Here is a 22,590-nt window from a genome sequence, read left to right on the forward strand (position 1 = left end):
CGCTTATTATGGCTACCGAATTAATCCCGGCCTTTATGAGATGAGCATGACTTTCGATTTTGATCAGGTGTTCGACCGCCACAACACTGGCAGTACCAAATGGAGCCGTTACCCGGCCGACGTGTTGCCGATGTGGGTGGCCGACATGGACTTCTCCGCACCGCCGGTGATCCTCCAGGCCCTGCAAAAACGTCTGGAACACCCGATGCTCGGCTACAGCGTGGCCCAGGATGACTTGCGCGATGCCATCGTCGCCGACCTCTGGAACAAGTACGCCTGGCGCGTATTGCCTGAGGAACTGATCTTCCTGCCCGGCGTGGAGTCGGGGTTCAACATGGCGCTGAATGCGCTGGTCCAGCCGCAGCAGAACGTTGTGGTCCAGGTTCCGAACTACCCGCCACTGCGTCATGCGCCGGGTCACTGGGGTTTGAACAAGGTTGAACTCGAATTCGACGCGTTGGCGGACGGCACATACGCCACGCCACTCGATGCCTTGAATCGGGCGCTGACCGGTGGCGGTGCGCTGCTGCTGAGCAACCCGCATAACCCGGTGGGCAAAGTCTTCCCGCGAGAAGAACTGCAAGCGGTCGCCGACATCTGCCTGGAGCAGGATGCCTGGATCATCTCTGACGAGATTCATGCCGAGCTGTGTTTCGACGGGCGCGTGCACATTCCGACGGCTTCCCTGAGCCCGGAAATCGCCAAGCGCACCATTACGCTGATGTCGGCGAGCAAGGCCTACAACATTGCCGGGCTGAAAACATCGTTCATGATTATTCAGGACTCGGCGTTGCGTGCGCGGGTCAACCACGCCCGCTGCGGCATGGTCGACAGCGTCAACCCGTTGGGCATGGAAGCGACGCGCATTGCCTACAGTGAAGGCGGCCCTTGGCTGGCCGGGTTGAAGGCTTACCTGCAAAGCAATCGGGATTATCTGGTGGAGGCAGTCAATACGCGACTGCCGGGTGTGACCATGAATATCCCGCAAGGCACCTATCTGGCGTGGCTCGATTGCTCGGCGCTGGGACTGGATAACCCTCAGCAGTTTTTCCTTGAGCAGGCCAAGGTCGGGCTGAGCCCTGGCCTGGATTTCGGCGATGACAGCAAACAATTCGTGCGCCTGAATTTCGGCTGCCCACGGTCGTTGCTGGAAGAAGGCATTGCGCGGATGGAGCGCAGTTTGCTCAATCGCAAGGCCTGACATATCCCCTGTGATGATGATCGTTCCCACGCTCCGCGTGGGAATGCAGCCCGGGACGCTCCGCGTCCCAAGAGCGGACGCAGAGCGTCCATTGAGGCATTCCCACGCGGAGCGTGGGAACGATCAGGGTGACGATCACTGAAATCCAACCGAACTCAAGGCAAAACACCAGGGTCAACCCTTTGACTCTTCTGCCTTGCGAACGGAGATTTCCCAATGACTGCCTATCCCAAACCACCCTTCCCGAAACAGGCCCAGCCCGTCCCCGGTTCCCAAAAGAAAATGGACCCGTATCCCGACTGTGGCGAACAAAGCTACAAGGGTTCAGGCCGACTGGACGGCAAGATCGCCCTGATCACCGGCGCCGACAGTGGCATCGGTCGCGCCGTAGCGATCGCCTTCGCCCGTGAAGGCGCGGATGTCGCCGTCGCCTACCTCAATGAAGATGAAGACGCACAGGAAACCGCACGCTGGGTCGAACAGGCCGGCCGGCAGTGCCTGTTGCTGCCCGGTGACCTCGCACAGAAAGCACACTGCCAGGCCCTGGTGGACAAGACCGTCGAACGCTTCGGCCGGATCGATGTGCTGGTCAACAACGCGGCGTTCCAGATGACCCACGAACACTTCGAGGACATCCCGGACGAAGAATGGGTGATGACCTTCGACGTCAACATCACCGCCATTTTCAGGCTCTGTCAGGCCGCGTTGAAGCACATGAAACCCGGCAGTTCGATCATCAACACCAGCTCGGTCAATTCGGACATGCCCAAACCTACCCTCCTGCCTTACGCCACGACCAAAGGCGCGATTGCCAACTTCACCGCTGGCCTGGGGCAGATGCTGGGACCCAAAAACATTCGGGTGAACTGCGTGGCACCGGGGCCGATCTGGACGCCGCTGATTGTCTCGACCATGCCCGATGAAGAAGTGCAGAACTTTGGTGGGCAGACGCCCCTCGGCCGGCCGGGTCAACCGGTGGAAGTGGCGCCGATTTATGTGTTGCTGGCGTCGGATGAGGCCAGTTACATCACAGGGCAGCGCTATGGAATTACTGGCGGCAAGCCGATGCTTTAAGTTGAACCCGCCGCCATTTCCAGAGCATCCTGCTATGGTTCAACGTACTGACACCTGAATACCTGCGCGCCACCGTCGGTTGATTGCCAAAGGCTCTACATCGCGGCACGCACCCGACGAGTACCGAGCATGAGTTTCATTTTATGGGTGGCGGTGCTGGGTGCCGTGCTGCTGACGCTGGCACTGACGTCGTCGTACCTGCGCTGGATGCCGGTGACCACGTCGGCGGTGTGCCTGGTGCTGGGTGTAGCCATCGGGCCGGCGGGGTTCGGGCTGTTGAAACTGGACACCGAAGATGCGTCTATCTGGATGGAGCATCTGACGGAAGTCGCGGTGCTGTTTTCGTTGTTTGTCTGTGGTTTGAAGTTGCGCTTGCCACTCAAGGATAAAAACTGGCGGATCGCGTTCGGCCTGGCCGGTCCGGTCATGGTGTTGACCATTGCCGGTGTCAGCCTGTTGCTGCATTACGGCTTCGAATTGTCCTGGGGCGCGTCCGTGTTGATCGGCTCGATTCTGGCGCCCACCGACCCGGTGCTCGCCGCCCTGGTGCAAGTCAACGACGCCCGGGATGACGACAGCGTGCGCTTCGGGCTGTCGGGTGAAGCCGGGCTCAATGACGGGGTCGCCTTCCCGTTTGTCATCCTGGGCCTGTTGCTGGTGCAACACGATGGCAACCCCGGTTGGCTGAGCGACTGGGTGCTGCGCAGCTTGTTGTGGGCAGTCCCGGCCGGTTTGCTCACCGGCTACTGGATGGGACGCGGCATTGGTCGCCTGACCTTGTTAATGCGCATCAAAAATGACGACAGCACCCTTTCCCCAAATGATTACCTCGCTCTCGCCTTGATTGCCCTGGCGTACGTCGGGGCCGAGTCGATTCACGGTTACGGCTTTCTGTCGGTGTTCGCTGCCGGCCTGGGTTTGCGCCACGAAGAAGTCAAATCTACGGGCGACGACGAACTTCCCGCCGAGCATCTGGTTCAGCCTGTCGTGGGACATCAGAACGTCGAGCCGGAACATGCGGTTCACGGTGATACCGCAAGCCTTGAAGACACTCAGGTCGCCGCAGGCATCATGATGGGTGACATGCTCGCCTTCGGCAGTCTGGTGGAACGGGCCATGGAAGTCTTTCTGGTGACGCTGCTCGGCGTGGTGCTGATGGCGCACTGGGACTGGCGTGCGTTGCCGATCGCCGGCGTGTTGTTTTGCCTGATACGCCCCCTGAGCGTCGTCGCCATGCCTTGGGGTGGTTTGCTCAACGGGCGCCAGCGAATGTTGATCGGCTGGTTCGGCATACGCGGCATCGGCAGTCTGTATTACCTGTTTTATGCCCTGAACCATGGGTTGGGCGAGTCGATCACAACACTCTGTATGGATTTGACCCTGTCCGTGGTCGCGCTCAGCATCCTTATCCACGGGATCAGTACTCAACCGATCCTGGCGCGATATGAACAGCATAAAAAACAGGATATTTGATTTGAGGTCTGCGCGTTCAGGGTCGGAATTATCGAATTTTCACATTCATAAATTTGAAATTCTTTTGCGATCCGATCAGTCACAACTCTAACCCCGCCCGGCTTTTGCACGGTGGGACATGCCGGGTTCGGTTCCCCTGCGGCGTCGATACCTATCAAAGAACCTCGAGAAAATCAGGTGCTGGTCATGATTCACTATTCCACCTCCGATGAAATCAAAGCCTGCCGGGCATTCGCCCTGGAACGTAATCATCAGATGTTTGAAGAGGCCCAGGCGCTTAGCCGTAGCGCTTGGGCGTTACTCGAGGTTACCGACATGGATGTGGAACTGTTTGATCGCTATCAAGCCATGCGCAGGAAGGCCGATTTGAAGTTCGAGGAAGCGATCGAGCACTTGCGGCTGCTCAACGAAGATTTCCCACCTGTCTCGACATCCACGCAAAACGCCCATCGTTTGCTCCAGCAGACCGAACCCAGAGCCTGAACCTGAACCTGAAGCCCGGCACAGTCGCCGGGCTTTTTATTTCTGGAACATCAATGCTCCACTGCGAACTGCATGAGTCCATTTCCGGACTCATGCAGGCTGCATGACCTCAGTTCGCCATCAATCTCTTCAACTTATTGTTTTATAAGCACGTTATCGCACCGGCAATCCGGCACGACAAATGCTCAAGGACAATGAGCGACTTTCGGCCTTGAGACCGTTCGCGCTCACCCCTGACTCGTTGGAGAGACTCAACCATGAACGCCATAGACCTGTTGAAAGCCGACCATGGACGCGTAAAAGGTATCCTGACCCAGCTAAGCGAATCCACCGAGCGTGGGATTAAAAAACGCGGCGAGTTGCTGGCCAAACTGGAAATGGAGATCGCCATCCACACCCGTCTCGAAGAGGAAGTCTTGTACCCGGCGTACAAGAAAGCCGGGGGCAAGGAGCAGGACGTCATGTATTACGAAGCCAAGGAAGAACATCGCACCGTTGATTCGCTAGTGCTGCCGGACCTGAAAGTCACCGACCCGTCCACCCCGGAATTTGCCGGTCGGGTGAAAGTGGTCAAGGAACTGCTGGAACATCACATTGAAGAAGAGGAAACCGAGATGTTCCCTCAGGCCAAGAAGCTGTTGGGCAAAGCCACGCTGGAAGAGCTGGGGGCGCAAATGGAAAGCTTGAAAGCCCAGTACAAGAAAGAAATGAGTGCAGCCAATCTGGCGGCTTGATGTAAGGTCGGGGGTACATATCCGTTTCTGCGGTGATGGCTGCTGGCGGTTTCGCTTTTACAGCGAGTCACTTGGAAAAGCCCCAAGTAACCAAGGGCTCTTACCCCGCCATTCGGTGCCTCGCCCAGGCTCGGCATGCCCTCACTCCGGCATTGCTCCGGGGGCCCGCCGCCATCGGCCATCCATGGCCGGGGGCGGCTACCGCGGCATCCTTGCCGCGGTGCCCCCTGCGCAATACCTGCGTTCGGCCTCTGGGAAAGGGGCAGGCAGATCAAAATCAAAAGCCAAAGCAAGATCAACAGCTCCCGGTACCCACTGATCGTTCCCACACGCAGCAAAGGAATGCCGCCGGGGACGCTCCGCGTTCCGCTGTCGACACAAGGCTCAAGCCCTGCGCAGGGGTGACGCGGAGCGTCACGGGAAGCATTCCTTTGCTGCGTGTGGGAACGATCAATACGCGCAGGCGTTGAGGAAACAGGCCGGCCGGTAGGCCGCCTCGCTGTTGCTTTTGCGGTGTACGCCCCCTCGAGAGGCCGAGTGGAGGTTCTGCGCAGTGGGCAACCCGGCATGGATGCCGGGTTAGCCGCCCCCGGCCATGGATGGCCGATGGCGGCGGGCCCACGGAGCAGGACCGGAGCGAGGGCATGCCGAGCCTGGGCGAGGCACCGAACGAACGGGGCAAAAGCCCTTGGTTACTTGGGGCTCTTCCAAGTGACTCGCTGTAAGAGCGAAACCGCCAGCAGCCATCACCGCAGAAACGGATATGTACACAAAAAACAAAACACAGGTCGGCCGCCACGCTCTTGATCCACCGCCCCCTCGCTACGCATGTGTGTGCCTGGAAACACGGAGCTAAAGTGAACAGTATTACGGCATATGCCGGGCCTTTTTGGTTGTTCGGTTCACGCCACTCGTAAAGCTGGAATGACAATACAAGGGAGGGTCTGCGATGGACTATCTCGATTGGGTGCAATGGCCAGCGATGCTGGTTACGGTGCTGGCGGCGTGGTTGATCGGTTCGCAAAGCCCCAGGCGCAGGGTCTCGGGCTTTGTCTGTTTTATCGTCAGCAATGTTTTATGGGTGACGTGGGGTTACCACACCCAGGCCTATGCACTGATCGTGTTGCAGTTTTGCCTGTGCGCCATGAACGTGCGTGGTTTCAAGAAGAACGCGGGAGCAGCGGCCGAACATTGAGCTCGCTTTCTCATTTCATGGTCGAGGCGATGATTTCCACCAGATTGAGTTGGGTAAAGGGTTTGGACAGGCGCGGAAGTCTGGTTGCGAAACCTTCCAGGCGCTCGGCGTAACCGGTGGCAAGGATGATAGGCAGGTCCGGCTTCATGGTTCGGATAGCCTGCGCCAGTTGCGCGCCATTCATCTGTGGCATGGCCATGTCAGTGATGACCAGGTCAATCGCTGATTCAGTGTCGAATACCTCCAGCGCTTGCGCCCCGGACGTCGCACTGATCACCCGATGCCCCAGGTCCTCGAGTAACAGGCAGGTACTGGTCAATACCAGGCTGTCGTCGTCCACCACCAACACGCATAGACGGTGCACCGGCGGTGCGGCCTCCTCGGTAACGGGCTTGGTAACCAAACCGGTCGTGGCGATGGGTATCCACAGTTCGGCGATGGTGCCTATGTCCTTCTGGCTCTTGAGGACGAATCGTCCGCCCAACTGCTCGATGTAACCATGCACCATCGAAAGTCCCAGCCCCGTGCCTTTGCCAACGCCTTTTGTGGTGAAGAACGGGTCCATTGCCGAACCGAGCGTGGTTTCATCCATACCCTCCCCCGTATCGCTGACACTCAGGCAGACATACCGGCCTGACAGCAGGGATAACTGCGGTTGATCCCAGGTTTCTTCGGTCTTGGCACTGATGACAATTTTCCCGCCATGGGGCATTGCATCACGGGCGTTGGTCACCAGGTTCAACACCGCCAGCTCAAGCTGATTGACATCCGCCATGACCGGCTCGAGCTCTGGTGAAAAGCGGGTTTCGAGTACCACAGAAGGCCCGAGCGAGCTGCGCAACAGCCCGATGATGCCTTGCACCAGCGTCGGGATCTCGACGGGTTCGGCTTTGAGTTCCTGACGTCTGGCAAAAGCCAGCATGCGCTGGGTCAGAGAGACGCCCCGCAAGGCGCCCTGAGTGGCGTTGTCCACCAATCGGGTAATTTTCGGATCGTCCCCCACGCGTTTGCGGACGATTTCCAGATTGCCGAGGATGACAGTCAGCAAATTGTTGAAGTCGTGAGCAATGCCACCGCTGAGTTGGCCGATGGCCTGCATCTTCTGCGCCTGAAACAGCGCTTCGCGGGTTTGCTCCAGCGTTTGCTGGGCTCGTGTGGCTTCGGTGATATCACGGGTGATCTTGGCGAAACCGAGCAAGGTGCCGGTTTCGCCCCAAATCGGATCGACCACGACATTGGCAAGGAACCGCGTACCGTCCTTGCGCACGCGCCAGCCTTTGTTTTCGAATCGCCCTTCACGTACCGCAATGTCCAGGGTCCGTTGCGGTTCGCCGGCCTCGCGGTCTTCCGGGGTGTAAAACATCGAAAAGTGCTTGCCGATGACTTCTTCGGGCAAATAGCCCTTGATGCGCTGAGCCCCGGGATTCCAGTTGGTCACGCGGCCATCCGAGGCGAGCATGTAGATGGCGTAGTCAGTGACGCTTTGAACCAGCAAGCGGAACTGTTGTTCGCTTTGCTTGAGGACTTCTTCGGCCATCTTCCGGTCGGTCAGGTCGCGGGTAATCTTGGCAAACCCGAGCAACTTGCCCGACGGGTCGAGAATAGGATCGATCACTACGTGGGACCAGAAATGCGTACCGTCCTTGCGAACCCGCCAGCCTTCGCCCTCGAAACGCCCTTCCCGAATCGCCGTGTCCAGCGCTCGCTGGGGCAACCCGGCAAGGCGATCTGCTTCGGTATAGAAACGCGAAAAGTGCTGGCCGAGTATTTCCGCTTCTTCATAGCCCTTGAAACGCCTGGCGCCAGCGTTCCAGCTGGTGATGATTCCATCGGGATCAATCATGTAGATCGCGTAATCCACGACAGCATCGATCAATAGTCGAAAACGGCTGTCGTCGATGGCGCTGGCTTTGCCTCGACCCTCGCTCATTGATTCCTCACGGCACTGTAGTTTTTCTGGAGTATGCGGCAAACCACAAAATTGGAAAGCCAGATAAACGACTCTCGTCGTACGTGTTATCGATTCACGTGTTTGACGATGTAGGCGTACAGATCGTTGTAGACGAATTTCGGAACAGGCGAGGCATGAGTCGCCGTCTTGAGCAGTGCCAGGTGGCACCTTTGGAGTAGGTGCTCTGGGCAATCAAGGTCCGCAAATCCTACTCGATAGCGTGCAAAATCCTCGGAGCAATTGACCACCAGCGCGGCAGCAACTGCTTGACCTTGCTGTCGCCAAACCGGTCATCAATCAACATCACCACCCCTTGATCCTGCTGGGTGCGGATCACCCTCCCCGCTGCCTGCACCACTTTCTGCACACCGGGAAACAGGTAGGTGTAGTCATAACCGGCGCCGAATATTGCTGCCATGCGCTGTTTCAACTGCTCGTTGACCGGGTTGAGTTGCGCCAGTCCGAGGGTGGCGATAAACGCTCCGATCAGCCGCGCGCCCGGCAAGTCGATGCCTTCGCCAAAAGCCCCGCCCAACACCGCAAAACCGACGCCCTGACTCTCGGCGGTGAACTGATCGAGAAAGTCCTGTCGCTGCCCTTCCCCCATGCCCCGGGACTGCGACCACAGATTGATGTCGGGATGCCTCTGGGCCAGCAACTGCGCCACTTGCTGCAAATAATCAAAGCTGCTGAAAAACGCCAGGTAGTTGCCGGGACGTTGGCTGAACTGCTGGGCGATCAGCTCGACGATTGGAGCGAGGGATGACTGGCGATGGACGAACCGCGTGGAGATCTGGCTGACGATGTGCACTTGCAGCTGATCGGCGTGAAATGGCGATTCAACGTCTATCCACACCGTGTTCGCCGGCGTGCCCAACAGATCGGCATAGTAGTGGCGAGGGCTCAGGGTCGCGGAAAACAGCACGGTGCTGCGTGCAGCCGTCAAGCGTGGGCGGATGAAGCCGGCGGGCACCACATTGCGCAGGCACAGCTGCGACAGGTTGCGTTGGCGGTCGAGGTCGCGCTTGCTGATGTCGAACAGGAACTGTTCATCAAAGAGCTCGGCCACCCGGCAAAATTGCAGCATGTCGAAATAGAAGTTCTGTAACGCCCCGTCCAGGCCTTGCGGATGATCGTTCAGGTAATCGCCGATGCTCGCGCTGCACGATGACAACGCCTGGAGCAGTTTTTCCGGCGCCTTGTCATAGGCCTGATAGGCGCCGAGTTGCAGGTTATGCAAGGCATTCCACTCACGGTTGACCCGTTGCAAGGATTTTTTCAACGCCTCTGGCGCGGTTTTTCGTACACCGTTGAGGGTCGATTGGTCGAGGCTGGCGCTGTACATCTGCCGGCCACGCTCCACCAGGTTGTGCGCTTCGTCCACCAGCACCGCGACTTTCCAGTTATTGGCCTGGGCCAGCCCGAACAGCAGCGCGCTGAAATCGAAATAGTAGTTGTAATCGGCGACCACCACGTCTGCCCAGCGGGCCATTTCCTGGCTCAGGTAGTAGGGACAGACGTCGTGTTGCAGGGCAACCTCGCGCAAAGCGTTCTGGTTCAGCAGGGACAATTTGCTGGCTGCCTGGCGAGCGGCGGGCAAACGATCATAAAACCCCTGGGCCAGCGGGCAGGATTCACCGTGACAGGCTTTGTCCGGATGCTCGCAAGCCTTGTCCCGGGCGATCATTTCGAGCACCCGCAAGGGTGGCGCGTCGGCGCTGTCGAGGATCACTTGCGCGGCGTCCAGCGCCAGTTTGCGCCCCGGGGTTTTCGCCGTGAGGAAGAACACCTTGTCCAGTTGCTGCGGCGCCAGTGCCTTGAGCATCGGGAACAGCGTGCCGACGGTCTTGCCGATCCCCGTGGGTGCTTGGGCCATCAAGCAACGACCGGTGCTGACCGCCTTGAACACCGATTCCGCCAGATGGCGTTGCCCGGGTCGAAAGTCAGCATGGGGAAACGCCAGTTGTTGCGCCGCCCGATTACGCCCTTCGCGATGAGCCATTTCCTGTTCGGCCCAATGCAGGAACAAGGCGCAATGTTCTTCGAAGAACAGCCGAAGTTGCGCGGCGCTGAAAGCCTCGACCAGGCAGGTTTCCTTTTCATTGACGATGTTGAAGTACACCAGGGCCAGATTGATCTGCGCCAACTCCAGTTTCTGGCACATCAACCAGCCGTAAATCTTCGCCTGCGCCCAGTGCAACTGACGGTGGTTGGCCGGTTGCTTGCTCAAGTCGCCGCGATAGGTTTTGACTTCTTCCAGGCAATTTTGCGCGGGGTCATAGCCGTCGGCCCGGCCCTTTACCTTCAACGTTTGATACAAGCCTTCAAGCGCGACTTCACTCTGGTAGCCCTCGCTGCGCCGGGACGCCACCGTACGGTGCCCGACAATCCCTTCCAGCGCCGTCGGCGAAGGTGTAAAGCGCAGGTCGAGGTCACCGACCTTGGCGGTGAATTCACACAGCGCCCGCACCGCGATGCTGTAACTCAAGCGCTTTGCTCCGCCCATTGCACATAGCAGACGGCAATCGGCATCTGGTGCTCATGGCAGAACTCGAGCCAGCGCAATTGATTGTCTTGCAGGCGATCACCGGGACCTTTGACTTCGATCATCCGGTAGGTTTTGTCCTGCGGCCAAAACTGGATCAGGTCCGGCATGCCGGCGCGATTGGCCTTGATGTCCAACAGCAGTCGATTGAACCAGTGCTTGAGGTGTTCGGCCGGCAGGCAATCAAGTGCCTGATCCAGCAATTCTTCGCTCAGCACACCCCAGAACACGAAGGGCGACTGCACACCCCACTTGCTGGCATAGCGTTCAAGAATCGTCTGGCGGTAACGCCCGTCATCGAGTTCAGACAGGCAACCCTGGAACAGCTCCGCGCGGCGTGCGTGAAAGTCCTCATTGAGCAGATCCACCGGCCCTCGCTGGAACGGGTGGAAAAACGCCCCCGGCAACGGCGCGAAAATCGCCGGCCAGCACAGCAGACCGAACAGTGAGTTGATCAGGCTGTTTTCGACGTAATGCACCGGCGCCGAATCTTCCGCCAAATGCGCCTGAACGTAAGACTCCACGGACAATGCCGGGTCGGTTCTGGGCAGTTGCAGGTCCAGGCGCAGCATCTCCCGTGGGGACGAGCGCTTTATCACCGGACCGCCCAGCTTGCGCCGCAGCCTGGGCAGTACACGCAGCAATTGTTGCTGCTCGGCGGCATTTTCCGGCGATTGCTCCACCGCAACGGCGAGGTCCATGGCCAGCTGGTATTCACCGCAGCGCTCCAACACGCGAATCAACCGCAGGCGCGCGCCGGGATAGGCACACTCGCGGTAGATCGTCAGTGCGGTAGAGAAATCCGCTATGCGCTCGCAGTGCTGACCAATCTGGAACAACAGTTTGCCGCGACGTCTTTGCAGCCAGGGATTGCTCAGCGCCAGCCCTTTGATCTGCACGACAATGTCTTCCACTGCTTCGCCGGCCTCGAAATGCTGCTGACACTCATGGAGAAAGAGGCAGGCGTCCACGTCGTCGCGGCTGCGCAGGCCTCGGGAATCGGCGCAGAACTCGACTTTTTCATAGGTAAAGATGCCCAGGTCAGCCAGTACGAACTCGGACCAGTCCTGGTAAAGATTGCCGAAAAACATCAAGCGCAGCCGATCGCACAGGCCCATGATGGTCAGGCTGAACAATCGATCATCCAGCGACGGGCACCATTGGCCGAAGCTATGAGCCTGAGGAAACTGTTCGCTCAGCGCGGGCAGCCAATCGGTCTTTTTTCCTTTGGGTTGATCGATGGTGGCGCCAAAACACTGGAGAATTTCCGCCTTGAGCAGCACCTCGAACAGCGTTTCGATCGACAGCGGCGATTGCTCATTGATCCAGCCCAGCGCCAGTAACGGGCTGGCGGCAATGGCGATGTCGCCGATCTCGAGGTAATGCAGCTTGCTCGCCCGGAAGTGAATTCCCTTGCGCATCACCATCCTGACCAGCAACGCCCTGGGCTCACGGGGCAACCGCTTGAACTCGCGGATGAAGTGTTGCTCTTCGACACTCAGCACATCGGCATAGCGAAGCTCAAGCCAATCAAGCACTTGCATGAAGTTGTTCAAGTAGTAGAAAGGATCGTCGAGCGGATTTGCAGTCACAGGAAAAAAGGCCATGGCAAGCGAGTACTGGTTATGCGTACAGATACCAGCTACGCCCTGCCCGGGCAAACGGAAAAGGATAAGCGGCGGCGTTATTCGGTAATTTTTCGGGCGTTTATGAACTTTCTGCCGATCCACCGCACCTAACCGCGTTAGAGGTGCAGTGACGATTGATTTCGTTCGTGGCAGTCGCGCTGTTTTTTTGAAGGATGAGAGGTGGTTATGAATATCAAGACTCTGGGCTTACCCCTGGCGTTAGCGGCCTTCCTGGCCCTGGCCGGTTGCTCGACGCCAACGGTTGTGACGCTGCAGAACGGCACCCAGTATTTGACCAAGGACATGCCGAAAACCAAGACCAAGGACGGCTTCTTCGAGTTCGAAGATATTTCCGGGGCGAAAGTGAAGGTCAGGGCCGATGAAGTAACCACGATTCGGCGGGAAGACTGAGTACCGAGTTATCGTTCTTCGTCGGAACGCCGCCCGGAGCCTGCTCGCTCCCACATTGGATCTGTGGCGTTCACAAATCCCCTGTGGGAGCGAGCCTGCTCGCGATGAGGCCCTTACAAACGCTGCATCAACTAGGCAATAACAATCCCTGAGCCCGACAGGCTATCCAGCCCAACCCCGACCAACGTCACCGAATCCCCCCCAAACGTCAGTACAGTGTCGTGCCCTACCGTCGTGGCATGCGCCCGATAGTCGTCGTTCGGCGTCACACCCTGAACCCCGAGAAACACCAGTTTGTCGCTGGCCTGGTAGCCAACCACCCGGTCCTGACCAAACGCGCCGCTAAACAGGAACGTATCGATCCCGCCCCCGACTCCAACACGTCATTGCCCGCCCCGCCAACAAACACGTCGTTACCGTTGCTGCCGATCAAATGATCGTTGCCGTCCAGTCCAAACAACCAATCGCCACCCGCGTGAGCCGTGAGCGTATCGGCACCGGTCCCGCCCTTCATTGTTGACGCGTACTGGGTCAGGTTGTTGCCCGCCTTAAGGCCGTCGGCGGTGACGTTGTGGGTCACGTCATCCTTGAACAGCCCCCACAGAAACCCCGACTCCTTGGTCACAAGGCTGCCGATGTCGCGGGTCATGCTGATGCCGCCATTGGCGTCGCGGATGTACAGGTTACCCGCGCCGTCATTGGCGAAGTCGAAGTTTTTCACCGACTGCTGCATGTCCAGCACGTTGTTGCCCTTGCCGCCCAACAGGATGTTGTAACCCCCACTGTCGCGGAAGGTATCGTTGCCATCGCGGCCTTCCAGATAGTCGTTGCCCCGGCCACCCTGGATCAGATCGTTGCCGTCACTGCCAATGATGAAGGTGCTGCCCTTATGGGTTTCAGCGTTGCGATTCAGATCCTGAACCCACGTGTTGGCGCGCGCCGGGTCCGACAGATTGGCGACGATGATCGTTGAGTCTTTGCTGGTGAGGTCGTAGAACGTCGACTCGATCACCCGGTTCATGCCGTCGCCATAGGCGGTGGGCAAGTGCGAGATCCAGGTCGGAATGTTAAGGATGGAAAACGGCAGCACATTCCACGCTGTCGAAGCGTAGTGGTCGTTGAAGCTGACGATGTTATCGGTCGCCGACACCTTGGCGGCATCGTGCACGCCCACCGACGACAGGTTGAACGACGAGCCGTCGAGGGCGCGGAACACCGGGTCGTTCTCGTAACCGACGTTCAGCACTTTATCGGTGCTGCTTTGGGTCGGCGAGGCGTAGGCGATGTAGTTGGAATCCTGGTAGAACCCGGCCCACTTGTCGTTGCTCAAATCCGCCAGGCTGTTGACCGCCAGCCCGCCGAGGCTATGACCGCTGACCAGCACGTCCTTGCCCGACAGGCCATTGGCCCGGGCAAAGGCCGCAACGTCGTTGAGCAGATTACCGAAAGCTTCGCCGACGTAGTTTTTCGCATAATCCTTGGGCCCCAACGCCGCCAGCAGATCATTGATCACATCGCCGATGGAGTCGCTGATCTGGCTTTCTCGTGGGCCGCTGGTGCCGCGAAAGGCGATACCGATTTCGCTGAGATGACCCTGCGCGTCGTACTTGCCGAGGATTTCCACCTGAGCGCTGGTGTACCCGGCTTTCTCGCCGAAGAACGTTCCGCGTGCATCGACCTTGCCGTCATAGCCCAGTTGCGTGGCGGTGATCGGCGTCCAGCCGGCTTTCTGCACCGCGTCCAGTGCGGCTTTTTCCGAATCGGGGTTCCATGGGATTCCGGGAATGACGCCCTGGGAGTCGGTGCCACCGATCAGTGCGCTCACCAGTGTCGCCGGCAAGCCAAGGCCGAAGCCGTTGTGCTGATAGCCGGTGGCAAAGCCGTTATCCAGGTTGTGGTAGGAATACAGCGTGATCGCCATCGCGTCGGTAAATAACGCTTTGGAATCGGCTGTACCGAAGTTTTTGTAGTCGTACACACCCATTGGTATTGCCTCTCTCTTTGTTGGAATTGTCAGAGATAGCTCACAACCAGGACGCCCGATCACGAGGCGCCCCGGAGCATTTAGTGCATGCAGCCTTTAGGCAAACGTAATGCCTGAAGCCGACAGGTTATCCAGTCCGGCGCCCAACCGGGCGTCGGCAGTGACTTGTTTCCTTTGCGTTAAATCAGAACTGCCAGTCAAGCGTCAGACCCACACCGTGGTCTTTCTCGCGCGAGCCGAGCAGTCCGTTGTAATCCAGGCTCAAACGAACGTCCTGCGCCACCGCCAAACCGGCCCGCGCCCCCACAACGGCGGCGTTACGATCCAGGGAAACGCTCTGTACGCTGAACGCGGTATTGCCGTTGGCGAAGGCAAGATGGTCTTCGGAACGGGTGTTGCTCAGGTTGTGCTGCCAGCCCAGCGTGCCGGACAGTTCCAGCTGCTGTTTGTCCGACAGGGCAATCGCTTTGCTCGCCCGCAGGCCGAGGGTCGAGAGCACGGCGTCGCGGTTGTCTTCGCCACCCTTGAGCGCCGCGGCATCACCTTTCTCGGTAAAGCTGTCGCTGTTGAGGTGCACGTAAGCCAGGTTGGCGAACGGTTCCAGCGCCAGCGGTTGCAGGTCCAGGCGATACGCCGCTTCGGTAAACAGTTGTGCAGTTGTCGCATCGCGTTTGGATTTCTGTTTGCCGCTGACGTCGCCGAATTGCAGGTCACGCTTCACGTCAATGCGATGCCAGCTGTAAGCGCCACCGACGCTCAGACGAAGCGCATCAATTTCATGGCCCACATAGGCGCCCAAGTGGTAGCTATCGACGGAGGCTGACGAATGCGTGCCATCGCCCATGCTCAACGAACTGTCGCTGTAACCGGTCACGAAACCCAGCCGCGTATCTTCAGTGATCAGACCGTCGACACCGGCCAGCAAGCCGCCGATGGAGCTATTGGAACTGGCGTTGTCATGCCCGCCATCGCTCTTGCCCCAGGCGCCAAGGACTTTGACCCAGGCGTTGCTACGGTCATCGGTGGGTGCCGCAGCGTTGAACAGATCACGCTCGCGCAGGCGTTCGCCGACGGCATCGCGCAGGTAACGGCTGTCGTTGATCAGCAGCGTGCCGATCGCCGGGTGAATCTCACCCGACAGTTGCTGGAAGGCTTGTTGCGCGACGGCGGCGGTCGGCGAAAGCAGCAAGGTTTCATAGAGCGGATTGCCGGCGCCCAGTTGCTCGGCGGCCGCGGCGACGGCGCGTTGATTCGGGGTTTGGCCGACGCTGGCGAAGGACGTTGCGTTGCGCTCTACCGCCAGTTGGATGCCATTGGCCGAGTAGCCGAGTGTGCCTCCGATGAACAGGTAATCCGGTAGCACGGCGCCGAAACGCCCTTCGATCCCGCCGGCCGCTTGCAGAATGTTGTATTGGTTGCCGAGCAAGGATTTCACTTCGCTGGTGGTCAGCAAAGTCGGACTGTTTTCCAGGGACAGGCTGACGGTAGCGCCGTCGATCACGGCTTTACCGCCCGCCACGATCTGGTCGCTGCTGGTCGGCGACAACTCAACGGCGTAGGTCGAGCCAGGCTCAAAGATCACGTCGCCCGCCACTTGCAAGGTGCCAATGGAGTTGCCTGGCGCTACGGTGCCACCGCTTTTCGCGGTCAATGCGCCGATGCGGCCATTACCACCGAGGATCCCGCTGTCGTTGACCGTGACCGCCGAGAGCAGCGAGCCGTTAATTGCCAAGCGGCCCTGATTAACCAGCGTCGGGCCGGCGTAGGTGTTGGCGCCGGTCAGCACCAGCGTGCCGATGCCCTGCTTGGTCAGGCCACCATGGCCGGAAATGTCATTGCGCCACGTGTCGAGGCCGCAGTGCACGTCATTGCACACGCGTTCGGTCGGTTTGCCCGCGTCGATAATCGCGCCGATCCCCGGCAAGTCCGCGACAAACTGGCTCGAACCGTAGGCACCCTGGATGCGGAACTCCTCGGGAATGTCTTGCTCGGTGACCAACATCGCCGGGCCATCGATGCCTTTGCGCAGGTTGATCATGCCCCAGCCGTACAGCGAATCGACACCCGGCGCACCGAGGTCGGTGGCCGTGGTGCGCAACACGCTGGCGACCTGGGCGCCGGTCATGTACGGGAAGCGTTCCATCAACACAGCCATGGAACCGGCGACATGCGGCGCCGCCATCGAGGTGCCATTGTAGTTGGCGTAACCGGTGGTCAGGTTGTCGGCGTTGGTACCGCTGATGATCGAGCTGTAGATCTTGCTGCCCGGTGCGGACACGCAAAAGCTAGCGGTGTAACCGCAGCGTGATGAGAAGGTGCTGATGTTGTAGAGGTCCGGGCTGTTGAGGTCCGGGTTTTTCTGCAACGCCGCCACGGTCACCCAGTTCGGCGCGATGTCCGGGACGAAATAGCCCAGGCCCGCGATGGCGTCCGGGTTGTTGAGGTTGTAGTCGTTGCCGGCCGCGAAGATCGTCACGATACCGCTGCGGGCCGCCGCGATGGCGCCGTCGTAGGCTCCGCCCGGTTTGGTCCCGAGCAACGGACGGATCTCGTTGAACTGCAATTGCGCGTCTTGCACGGTGAAATGCGGGTAGTCGGGGTTGCGTCCGCCGAGGTCGAAGCGATCGGTGATGCCGATGCCCCAACTGTTGTTGATGATCCGCGCGCCGCTGGCGATCAAGGCATCCCAACCGGCCTTGTAGACCGCGCCGTCGTTGCCGCGAATGATGCCGTCCTCCGGGCCCGGATCGCCGTTGTCCGCACTGATGATCTGCGCGCCAAACGCCACGCCATGCATCGGGCCGCCATCACGAGTGCCGGCAGCGATCCCGCCAACGTGGGTGCCGTGGGCACCCAGCTTGCCGTTGGAACCGATCGAGGGCGAACCGTCGTAGCGAAAGGCATCTCCCGCTTTGACCGGGATGTACGGGTCGGTGTATTCGCGGATGCCGCTGGTGACCAGAGTGATCACTTTGTCGGGTCCGGAAAACTCCGGATGCGCGGCGTAGACCGGTTGGTCGAAGATCCCCAGTTTCACGCCTTTGCCGGTGTAACCGGCGGCGTAGGCCTCTTGTGCGTTGACCGCTCCCAGCCCCCAATCGGCATTGAATTCAGTGCTGCGCCAACTGTTGGGATCGCCCGCTCTACCGTTTTCCACGTAAGGCGCCGCTTGCGCGGTACCGAGGGTGGCCAATGCGCAGAGCAAGGCAAGGTTGTTGTGCTTGTTATTCATCCAGCTACCGTCCTTAGTTGTGTTGCCAAAATCCTGGTGCCTTGAAAAGCACCTATTTCTATTTGTGAAGCACGCCCCCTGTAGCAGCTGGCGCAGCCTGCGTCCGGCTGCGAAGCAGTCGTAAACCCTGCATGCACGGTGTATCTGACGGACCGCAGAGTCTGATTTTGCGACTGCTTCGCAGCCGGACGCAGGCTGCGCCAGCTGCTACAAGGGTTCGGGTTAAAACTGCCAGTTAAGGCTCAGCCCTACGCCATGGCTTTTCTCGCGGCTGGCCAGTTGGCCGGTGTAATCGAGGTTCAAGCGGATGTCCCGGCTCAGGGCCAGGCTGGCATGCGCGCCCACCAGCGCCGCATCACGCACCATTGGCGAACTCTCCACGGAAAATGCAGTGCTGCCGCCGGCAAACGCCAGGTGCTCTTCGGAATCGGTAGGGCTCAGGTTGTGCTGCCAACCGAGGCTGCCGCTCAGGTCCAGTTTCTGCTGGCCAGACAGGTTCACGGTTTTCAATGCGCGCACGCCCAACGTGCTGAGCACCGCGTCACGCGTGTCGCCACTGCTTTTCAGTGCGGCGGCGTCACCTTTCTCGGTGAAACCTTCGGTGTCGAGGTGCACGTAGGCCAGGTTCGCGAAGGGTTCGAGCGCCACAGGTTGCAGGTTCAGGCGATATGCCGCTTCACCGAACACTTGGGTGGTCCCGGCATCGACCTTGGCTTTCTGTTTGGCGCTGACGTCGCCGTATTGCAGGTCACGTTTGACGTCGGCCCGATGCCAGCTGTAGGCACCGCCGGCACTCAGACGCCAGGCACCCAGCTCGCGGCCGGCATATGCACCCAGGTGATAGCTGTCGACCTTGGCCGATGAGTGAGTGCCGGAGCCCATGCTCACCGAGCTGTCGCTATAGCCGGTGACCAGGCCGATCCGGGTTTGCTCATCGAGCGCCCCGTCGACACCGGCGAGCAAGCCGCCAATCGAGGTGGTGTAACCGGCAGTGTCATGGCGCTCATCGGTCTTGCCCCAGGCGCCCAGCGCCTTGACCCAGCCATTGCTTTGAGTGCCTTGGGCGTCAATCAGTCGCTCGCCAACCGCATCACGCAGGTAGCGGCTGTCGTTGATCAGTACCGAACCCAGCGCCGGATAGATTTCCCCCGACAACTGCTGAAACGCCTGTTGGGCGGTCGTCGCGGAGGGTGACAGCAGCAGGCTTTCGTAAACCGGATTGCCCGCCCCCTGCCCTTCAACGACGGAAGCTACGGCGCGCTGGTTCGCCGTTTGGCCGACGCTGGCGAAGGTCGTGTCGTTGCGCTCGACACTCAATTGAATACCGGTGGCGGCGTAATCGAGGCTGCCGCCGATGAACAGGTAGTTGGGCAGCACCGCGCCGAACTGACCTTGAACGCCGCCGGCCGCTTGCAGGATGTTGTACTGATGACCGAGCAGGCTTTGCACTTGTTGAGTGCTGAGCAAGGTCGGGCTGTTTTCCAGTGACAGGCTGACAGTCGCGCCGCTGACCGTGGCCGTGCCGCCCGCGACGATCCGGTCACTCTCGGTCGGCGATAGCTCCACCGCGTAGGTCGAACCCGGCGCAAACGTGACGTCGCCGCTGACCTGCAAGGTGCCAATGGAATTGCCGGGTGCAACCGTAGCGCCGCGGTTGGCGGTCAGTGCGCCGATGCGTCCCGACCCACCCAGCGTGCCGCTGTCATTGACGGTCACAGTTGATGCCAACGACCCGTTGACCGACAGCAGACCGCCATTCACCGTGGTCGCCCCGCGCCAGGTATTGTCGCCGGTCAGCATCAGGCGTCCGGCACCAGACTTGATCAGGCTGCCTTCGTAGACCCGAGTGGAGGCGGCGAGATTGCGTGCCATGCCCACCGCATAGTCGGTCTGATCCTGCTGGCTGGCACCGACCGGCACACCGTTCTCCCAACCTTTGGTCTTCAGTGTCTGTTGCCAGGCACTGTGTTCCGCCGCGTCTTCGCTCTGACGCTGAATCAGCGCCTTGTCGGTGATGTTGTTGCTCCAGACATCGCTCTGCCCTGCCCCCAGATTGGCGTCGAAACGCCCGAGTAATTGCCCCGGCCCGCGCATCGCCCGTTCGAGGTTGGCCACGCCCCAGCCAACGCGGGTATTGGGCGCCTCGGTGATCGAACCGTCGAGTTGGGTGGCGGTGGTCAGCAGGGTTTCCAGCGCCTGCTGGTTGGTCATATACGGGTAGCGCTCCATCACCAACGCCAAGGCACCGGTGGCATGCGGCGCGGACATGGAGGTGCCGGACTTGATCGCATAGCCTGCGCCGGGAATGGTGCTGTCGATCTTCGCGCCGGGGGTGGTGATGCACCAATACTTGGCGATCCCGCACTGGTTGTATTTCTGTTGATTGCCTTGATCCAGCCCCGACACCGCCAGCCAGTGGCCTTCCAGGTCCGGTTCAAAATACGGCAAGGCTGAGCGCACGCTGGCGTTGGGGTAACCGCTGTTACCGGCACTGAACACGTTGATCACACCGCGCCGGGAAACGTCTGCTGCCTCATCGAGCCAGGTGCCTTTGTTCCAGTGCTGGGCGTAGGCGGCATGCAGATCGTCGAGGGTCCGATAGCTGACATCCGGCGGCTGGCTGCCCCAGCTGTTGTTGATCGCTCGCACACCGGCATCCGCCAACGCGTTATAGACCGCTTTGAAGTAGCGTGGATCAGGATTGGGGCCGAACAGGAAGCTGTCGTTCTTGTTGGTGTTGCCGACGTAGACCTGCGCGTTGTAGGCCACGCCGTGCATGCCCGAGCCATCGCGGGAAGCGCCGATGGTGCCGGCGACGTGCGTGCCATGGGAGTCGTTGTTGGCGTTGAGCGTGCCGTCGACATTGAACTGGGAGCCGTCAACGTAACTGCCGCTGGCTGTCACCGCGTGGTAACGGTCGGTGGCGAATTCGGGATGGGCAGCATCGAAGCCTGAATCGAGCTCGCCGATTTTCACGCCTTTGCCGGTGATCCCGGCGGCATAGGCTTGATCGGCTTGCATACGGGCGAGTCCCCAGTCGCGCTGGAACTCGGTCGAACGCCAGCTGGCGGCATCACCGGGTGTGCCGGTTTCCAGGTAAGCGGCTTGCACCGAGCCGGGCATTGCTGACACCAGGAGTAATAGCGTGCCGACCGACATCGGCTTGATCTGTACGTCCATGTTCACTTCTCGCTTTTTTTGTTTTTTGTGGAGCTGTCGAGTGAAACGAGGCTGCGATCTTTTAGTGTTCTTAAGAGCGTTGAAGATCAAAAGATCGCAGCCTCGTTTCACTCGACAGCTCCTACAGAGGGCATTTATTGCGTTCTTGGGCCTTGGCCGAACGCCTCGTCAACCTTGGCCAAATCCTGCTCATTCAACGTCCCGGCGTAGTAATGCAACTTGGTCCAGGCCATCAAGTAGTCGTAGCGTGCCTGTGCCAGATCGCGGCGGGTGGTAAATAGTTGTTGTTCTGCGTTCAATGCGTCGAGGTTGACGCGCTCACCGCCCAAAATGCTTTGCTTGGTCGAAACCACCAGCGCTTCGGCAGACTTCAGGGCTTTCTGATAAGCCCGCAACTTGTTCACGCCCGACAGGCAGGCGCTGAACTGGCGACGCAGTTCAATCAACGTTTCCCGAGTCTTGCCGTCCAGTTCGTACTCAGCCTGCTCCATGGTGCGGCTGGCCTGGCGAGTCGAGGCCGAGACCCCGCCGCCCGCATACAGCGGCACGTTGACTTCGATGCCGATGGTGTTGGTGTCGTAACGCTGGTTGTAGGTGTTGCCGCTTTCCGACTCGTTCTGGCGCACCGAGGCGTAGGCACTGACTTTGGGCAGGTGTCCGGCGCGGTTGCGTTCGACTTCATAACGCGCGACTTCCACGGCATGGCGCTGCGAAGCCAGATTCGGGTTGTTGGCCACGGCCATCTCGTGCCAGGTGTCGTAATTGGCCGGCTGCAGGGTGAACGTCTGGAAACTCTGATCCAGCGGCGCCAAATCCCCGATGTTGATCGCCGGCACGCCAATCAGCGCGCCCAGCTCTCGTAACGACGCGTCCTGCTCATCACGGGCTTCGATTTCCTCGGCCGTGGCCAGTTCATAGCGGGACTCGGCCTCAAGGATGTCGGTACGCGTGCCCTCGCCCTGTCGGAACATGTGTTCGTTCTGCTGGAACTGTTGCTCGAAAGCCTTTTTCTTGGCCTGCGCGATGTCGATCTGATCCTGAGCGAACAGCGCCTGGGTGTAATTCTCCAGCACCCGAACGAGTAATTCCTGGCTCTTGCCGCGAAAGGCTTCGTCGGCAAACAACGATTGCGCCACGCCTTTGCGGTACGACGCGTAAGCCTCGTAGTCGAGCAGCGGTTGTTGCAGGGTCAGGGTCGAGCCGTAACTGCTGTAGTTGCGGTCATCGCTCTGGTTTTGCCCGCGCTCATTGAGATAGGTGACCTTGGAGGAGTTGCGCCCCTTGTTGTAGTTGTAACCGATCCTGGGCAACAGCCCGGCGCGGCCAATGGCGCGGTTTTCAAGGCCAGCATCGCGTTCCTTGATGGCGCCGAGAAACACCGGATCATTGCGCAATGCCTGTTCGTAGATGTCGAACGGTCCCATCGCCAGCACACTGTTGCAGGTCAGCAACGCCAGGGTCGCTGCGAGCATGGAAAGCTTATTCATACAGCGGAACAT

13 protein-coding genes and 1 pseudogene are annotated in these 22,590 nt (G+C 59.7%); 7 read left to right on the forward strand and 7 right to left on the reverse strand.

Features of this window, described 5'->3' with window-relative positions; translation table 11 throughout:
• Positions 1 to 46 precede the first annotated feature (46 nt).
• The 6 genes from JFU47_RS04615 (at position 47) to JFU47_RS04640 (ending at position 6,160) form a co-directional block, all read left to right on the forward strand.
• The gene (locus JFU47_RS04615; protein WP_201181357.1) at positions 47 to 1,201 is read left to right on the forward strand and encodes a MalY/PatB family protein; all 1,155 of its coding nucleotides are present in this window, start codon (positions 47 to 49) and stop codon (positions 1,199 to 1,201) included.
• Between the two features lie 216 nt (positions 1,202 to 1,417).
• Positions 1,418 to 2,275, forward strand: coding sequence for an SDR family oxidoreductase (locus JFU47_RS04620; protein WP_140682817.1), 858 nt, complete (start codon positions 1,418 to 1,420; stop codon positions 2,273 to 2,275).
• Between the two features lie 129 nt (positions 2,276 to 2,404).
• Positions 2,405 to 3,748 (forward strand): cation:proton antiporter, encoded by a 1,344-nt coding sequence (locus JFU47_RS04625; protein ID WP_201181359.1) that lies wholly within the window; start codon positions 2,405 to 2,407, stop codon positions 3,746 to 3,748.
• 186 nt (positions 3,749 to 3,934) lie between these two features.
• Positions 3,935 to 4,231 (forward strand): hypothetical protein, encoded by a 297-nt coding sequence (locus tag JFU47_RS04630; protein WP_123364436.1) that lies wholly within the window; start codon positions 3,935 to 3,937, stop codon positions 4,229 to 4,231.
• Between the two features lie 257 nt (positions 4,232 to 4,488).
• Positions 4,489 to 4,965: a hemerythrin domain-containing protein gene (locus JFU47_RS04635; protein ID WP_140682811.1), complete on the forward strand. Its 477-nt coding sequence runs from the start codon at positions 4,489 to 4,491 to the stop codon at positions 4,963 to 4,965.
• A gap of 949 nt (positions 4,966 to 5,914) precedes the next feature.
• Positions 5,915 to 6,160 (forward strand): hypothetical protein, encoded by a 246-nt coding sequence (locus tag JFU47_RS04640; protein ID WP_201181361.1) that lies wholly within the window; start codon positions 5,915 to 5,917, stop codon positions 6,158 to 6,160.
• A 10-nt stretch (positions 6,161 to 6,170) separates the two neighbouring features.
• On the opposite strand, the gene JFU47_RS04645 is transcribed toward JFU47_RS04640, so the two are convergent.
• The 3 genes from JFU47_RS04645 to JFU47_RS04655 form a co-directional block, all read right to left on the reverse strand.
• The gene (locus JFU47_RS04645) at positions 6,171 to 8,090 is read right to left on the reverse strand and encodes a hybrid sensor histidine kinase/response regulator (protein WP_201181363.1); all 1,920 of its coding nucleotides are present in this window, start codon (positions 8,088 to 8,090) and stop codon (positions 6,171 to 6,173) included.
• Positions 8,091 to 8,319: 229 nt separating this feature from the next.
• Positions 8,320 to 10,599 (reverse strand): ATP-dependent DNA helicase, encoded by a 2,280-nt coding sequence (locus JFU47_RS04650; RefSeq protein ID WP_201181365.1) that lies wholly within the window; start codon positions 10,597 to 10,599, stop codon positions 8,320 to 8,322.
• Positions 10,596 to 12,263: a VRR-NUC domain-containing protein gene (locus JFU47_RS04655; protein WP_201181367.1), complete on the reverse strand. Its 1,668-nt coding sequence runs from the start codon at positions 12,261 to 12,263 to the stop codon at positions 10,596 to 10,598. The genes JFU47_RS04650 and JFU47_RS04655 overlap by 4 nt, the downstream gene beginning before the upstream one ends.
• 207 nt (positions 12,264 to 12,470) lie before the next feature.
• On the opposite strand from JFU47_RS04655, the gene JFU47_RS04660 reads away from it, so the two are divergent.
• A complete protein-coding gene (locus JFU47_RS04660; protein WP_201181370.1) occupies positions 12,471 to 12,695 on the forward strand; it encodes a YgdI/YgdR family lipoprotein in 225 nt (74 codons plus the stop codon).
• Between the two features lie 131 nt (positions 12,696 to 12,826).
• On the opposite strand, the pseudogene JFU47_RS04665 reads toward JFU47_RS04660, so the two are convergent.
• The 4 genes and pseudogenes from JFU47_RS04665 to JFU47_RS04680 all read right to left on the reverse strand — a co-directional run bounded on the left by JFU47_RS04665 (position 12,827) and on the right by JFU47_RS04680 (position 22,590).
• Positions 12,827 to 14,679, reverse strand: a pseudogene (locus JFU47_RS04665) (polyurethane esterase).
• 184 nt (positions 14,680 to 14,863) lie between these two features.
• On the reverse strand, positions 14,864 to 17,911 hold the full coding sequence (locus tag JFU47_RS04670) for an autotransporter serine protease (protein WP_201181377.1): 3,048 nt from the start codon (positions 17,909 to 17,911) through the stop codon (positions 14,864 to 14,866).
• A gap of 222 nt (positions 17,912 to 18,133) precedes the next feature.
• A complete protein-coding gene (eprS, locus tag JFU47_RS04675) occupies positions 18,134 to 21,091 on the reverse strand; it encodes an autotransporter serine peptidase EprS (RefSeq protein ID WP_201181385.1) in 2,958 nt (985 codons plus the stop codon).
• A gap of 134 nt (positions 21,092 to 21,225) precedes the next feature.
• Entirely contained in the window at positions 21,226 to 22,590 is a 1,365-nt protein-coding gene (locus JFU47_RS04680; RefSeq protein WP_201181387.1) for a TolC family outer membrane protein, read from the reverse strand.

This window comes from Pseudomonas sp. TH39(2020) (assembly GCF_016650715.1).
Lineage (GTDB): Bacteria > Pseudomonadota > Gammaproteobacteria > Pseudomonadales > Pseudomonadaceae > Aquipseudomonas > Aquipseudomonas mandelii_C.

Excerpts from the sequence above, each read along its gene's own strand:
- JFU47_RS04615 (WP_201181357.1), top strand. The coding sequence starts at position 47 with ATGACTTTCGATTTTGATCAGGTGTTCGACCGCCACAACACTGGCAGT.
- JFU47_RS04620 (WP_140682817.1), top strand. The coding sequence starts at position 1,418 with ATGACTGCCTATCCCAAACCACCCTTCCCGAAACAGGCCCAGCCCGTC.
- JFU47_RS04625 (WP_201181359.1), top strand. The coding sequence starts at position 2,405 with ATGAGTTTCATTTTATGGGTGGCGGTGCTGGGTGCCGTGCTGCTGACG.
- JFU47_RS04630 (WP_123364436.1), top strand. The coding sequence starts at position 3,935 with ATGATTCACTATTCCACCTCCGATGAAATCAAAGCCTGCCGGGCATTC.
- JFU47_RS04635 (WP_140682811.1), top strand. The coding sequence starts at position 4,489 with ATGAACGCCATAGACCTGTTGAAAGCCGACCATGGACGCGTAAAAGGT.
- JFU47_RS04640 (WP_201181361.1), top strand. The coding sequence starts at position 5,915 with ATGGACTATCTCGATTGGGTGCAATGGCCAGCGATGCTGGTTACGGTG.
- JFU47_RS04645 (WP_201181363.1), bottom strand. The coding sequence starts at position 8,090 with ATGAGCGAGGGTCGAGGCAAAGCCAGCGCCATCGACGACAGCCGTTTT.
- JFU47_RS04655 (WP_201181367.1), bottom strand. The coding sequence starts at position 12,263 with ATGGCCTTTTTTCCTGTGACTGCAAATCCGCTCGACGATCCTTTCTAC.
- JFU47_RS04660 (WP_201181370.1), top strand. The coding sequence starts at position 12,471 with ATGAATATCAAGACTCTGGGCTTACCCCTGGCGTTAGCGGCCTTCCTG.
- JFU47_RS04670 (WP_201181377.1), bottom strand. The coding sequence starts at position 17,911 with ATGAATAACAAGCACAACAACCTTGCCTTGCTCTGCGCATTGGCCACC.
- eprS (WP_201181385.1), bottom strand. The coding sequence starts at position 21,091 with ATGGACGTACAGATCAAGCCGATGTCGGTCGGCACGCTATTACTCCTG.
- JFU47_RS04680 (WP_201181387.1), bottom strand. The coding sequence starts at position 22,590 with ATGTTCCGCTGTATGAATAAGCTTTCCATGCTCGCAGCGACCCTGGCG.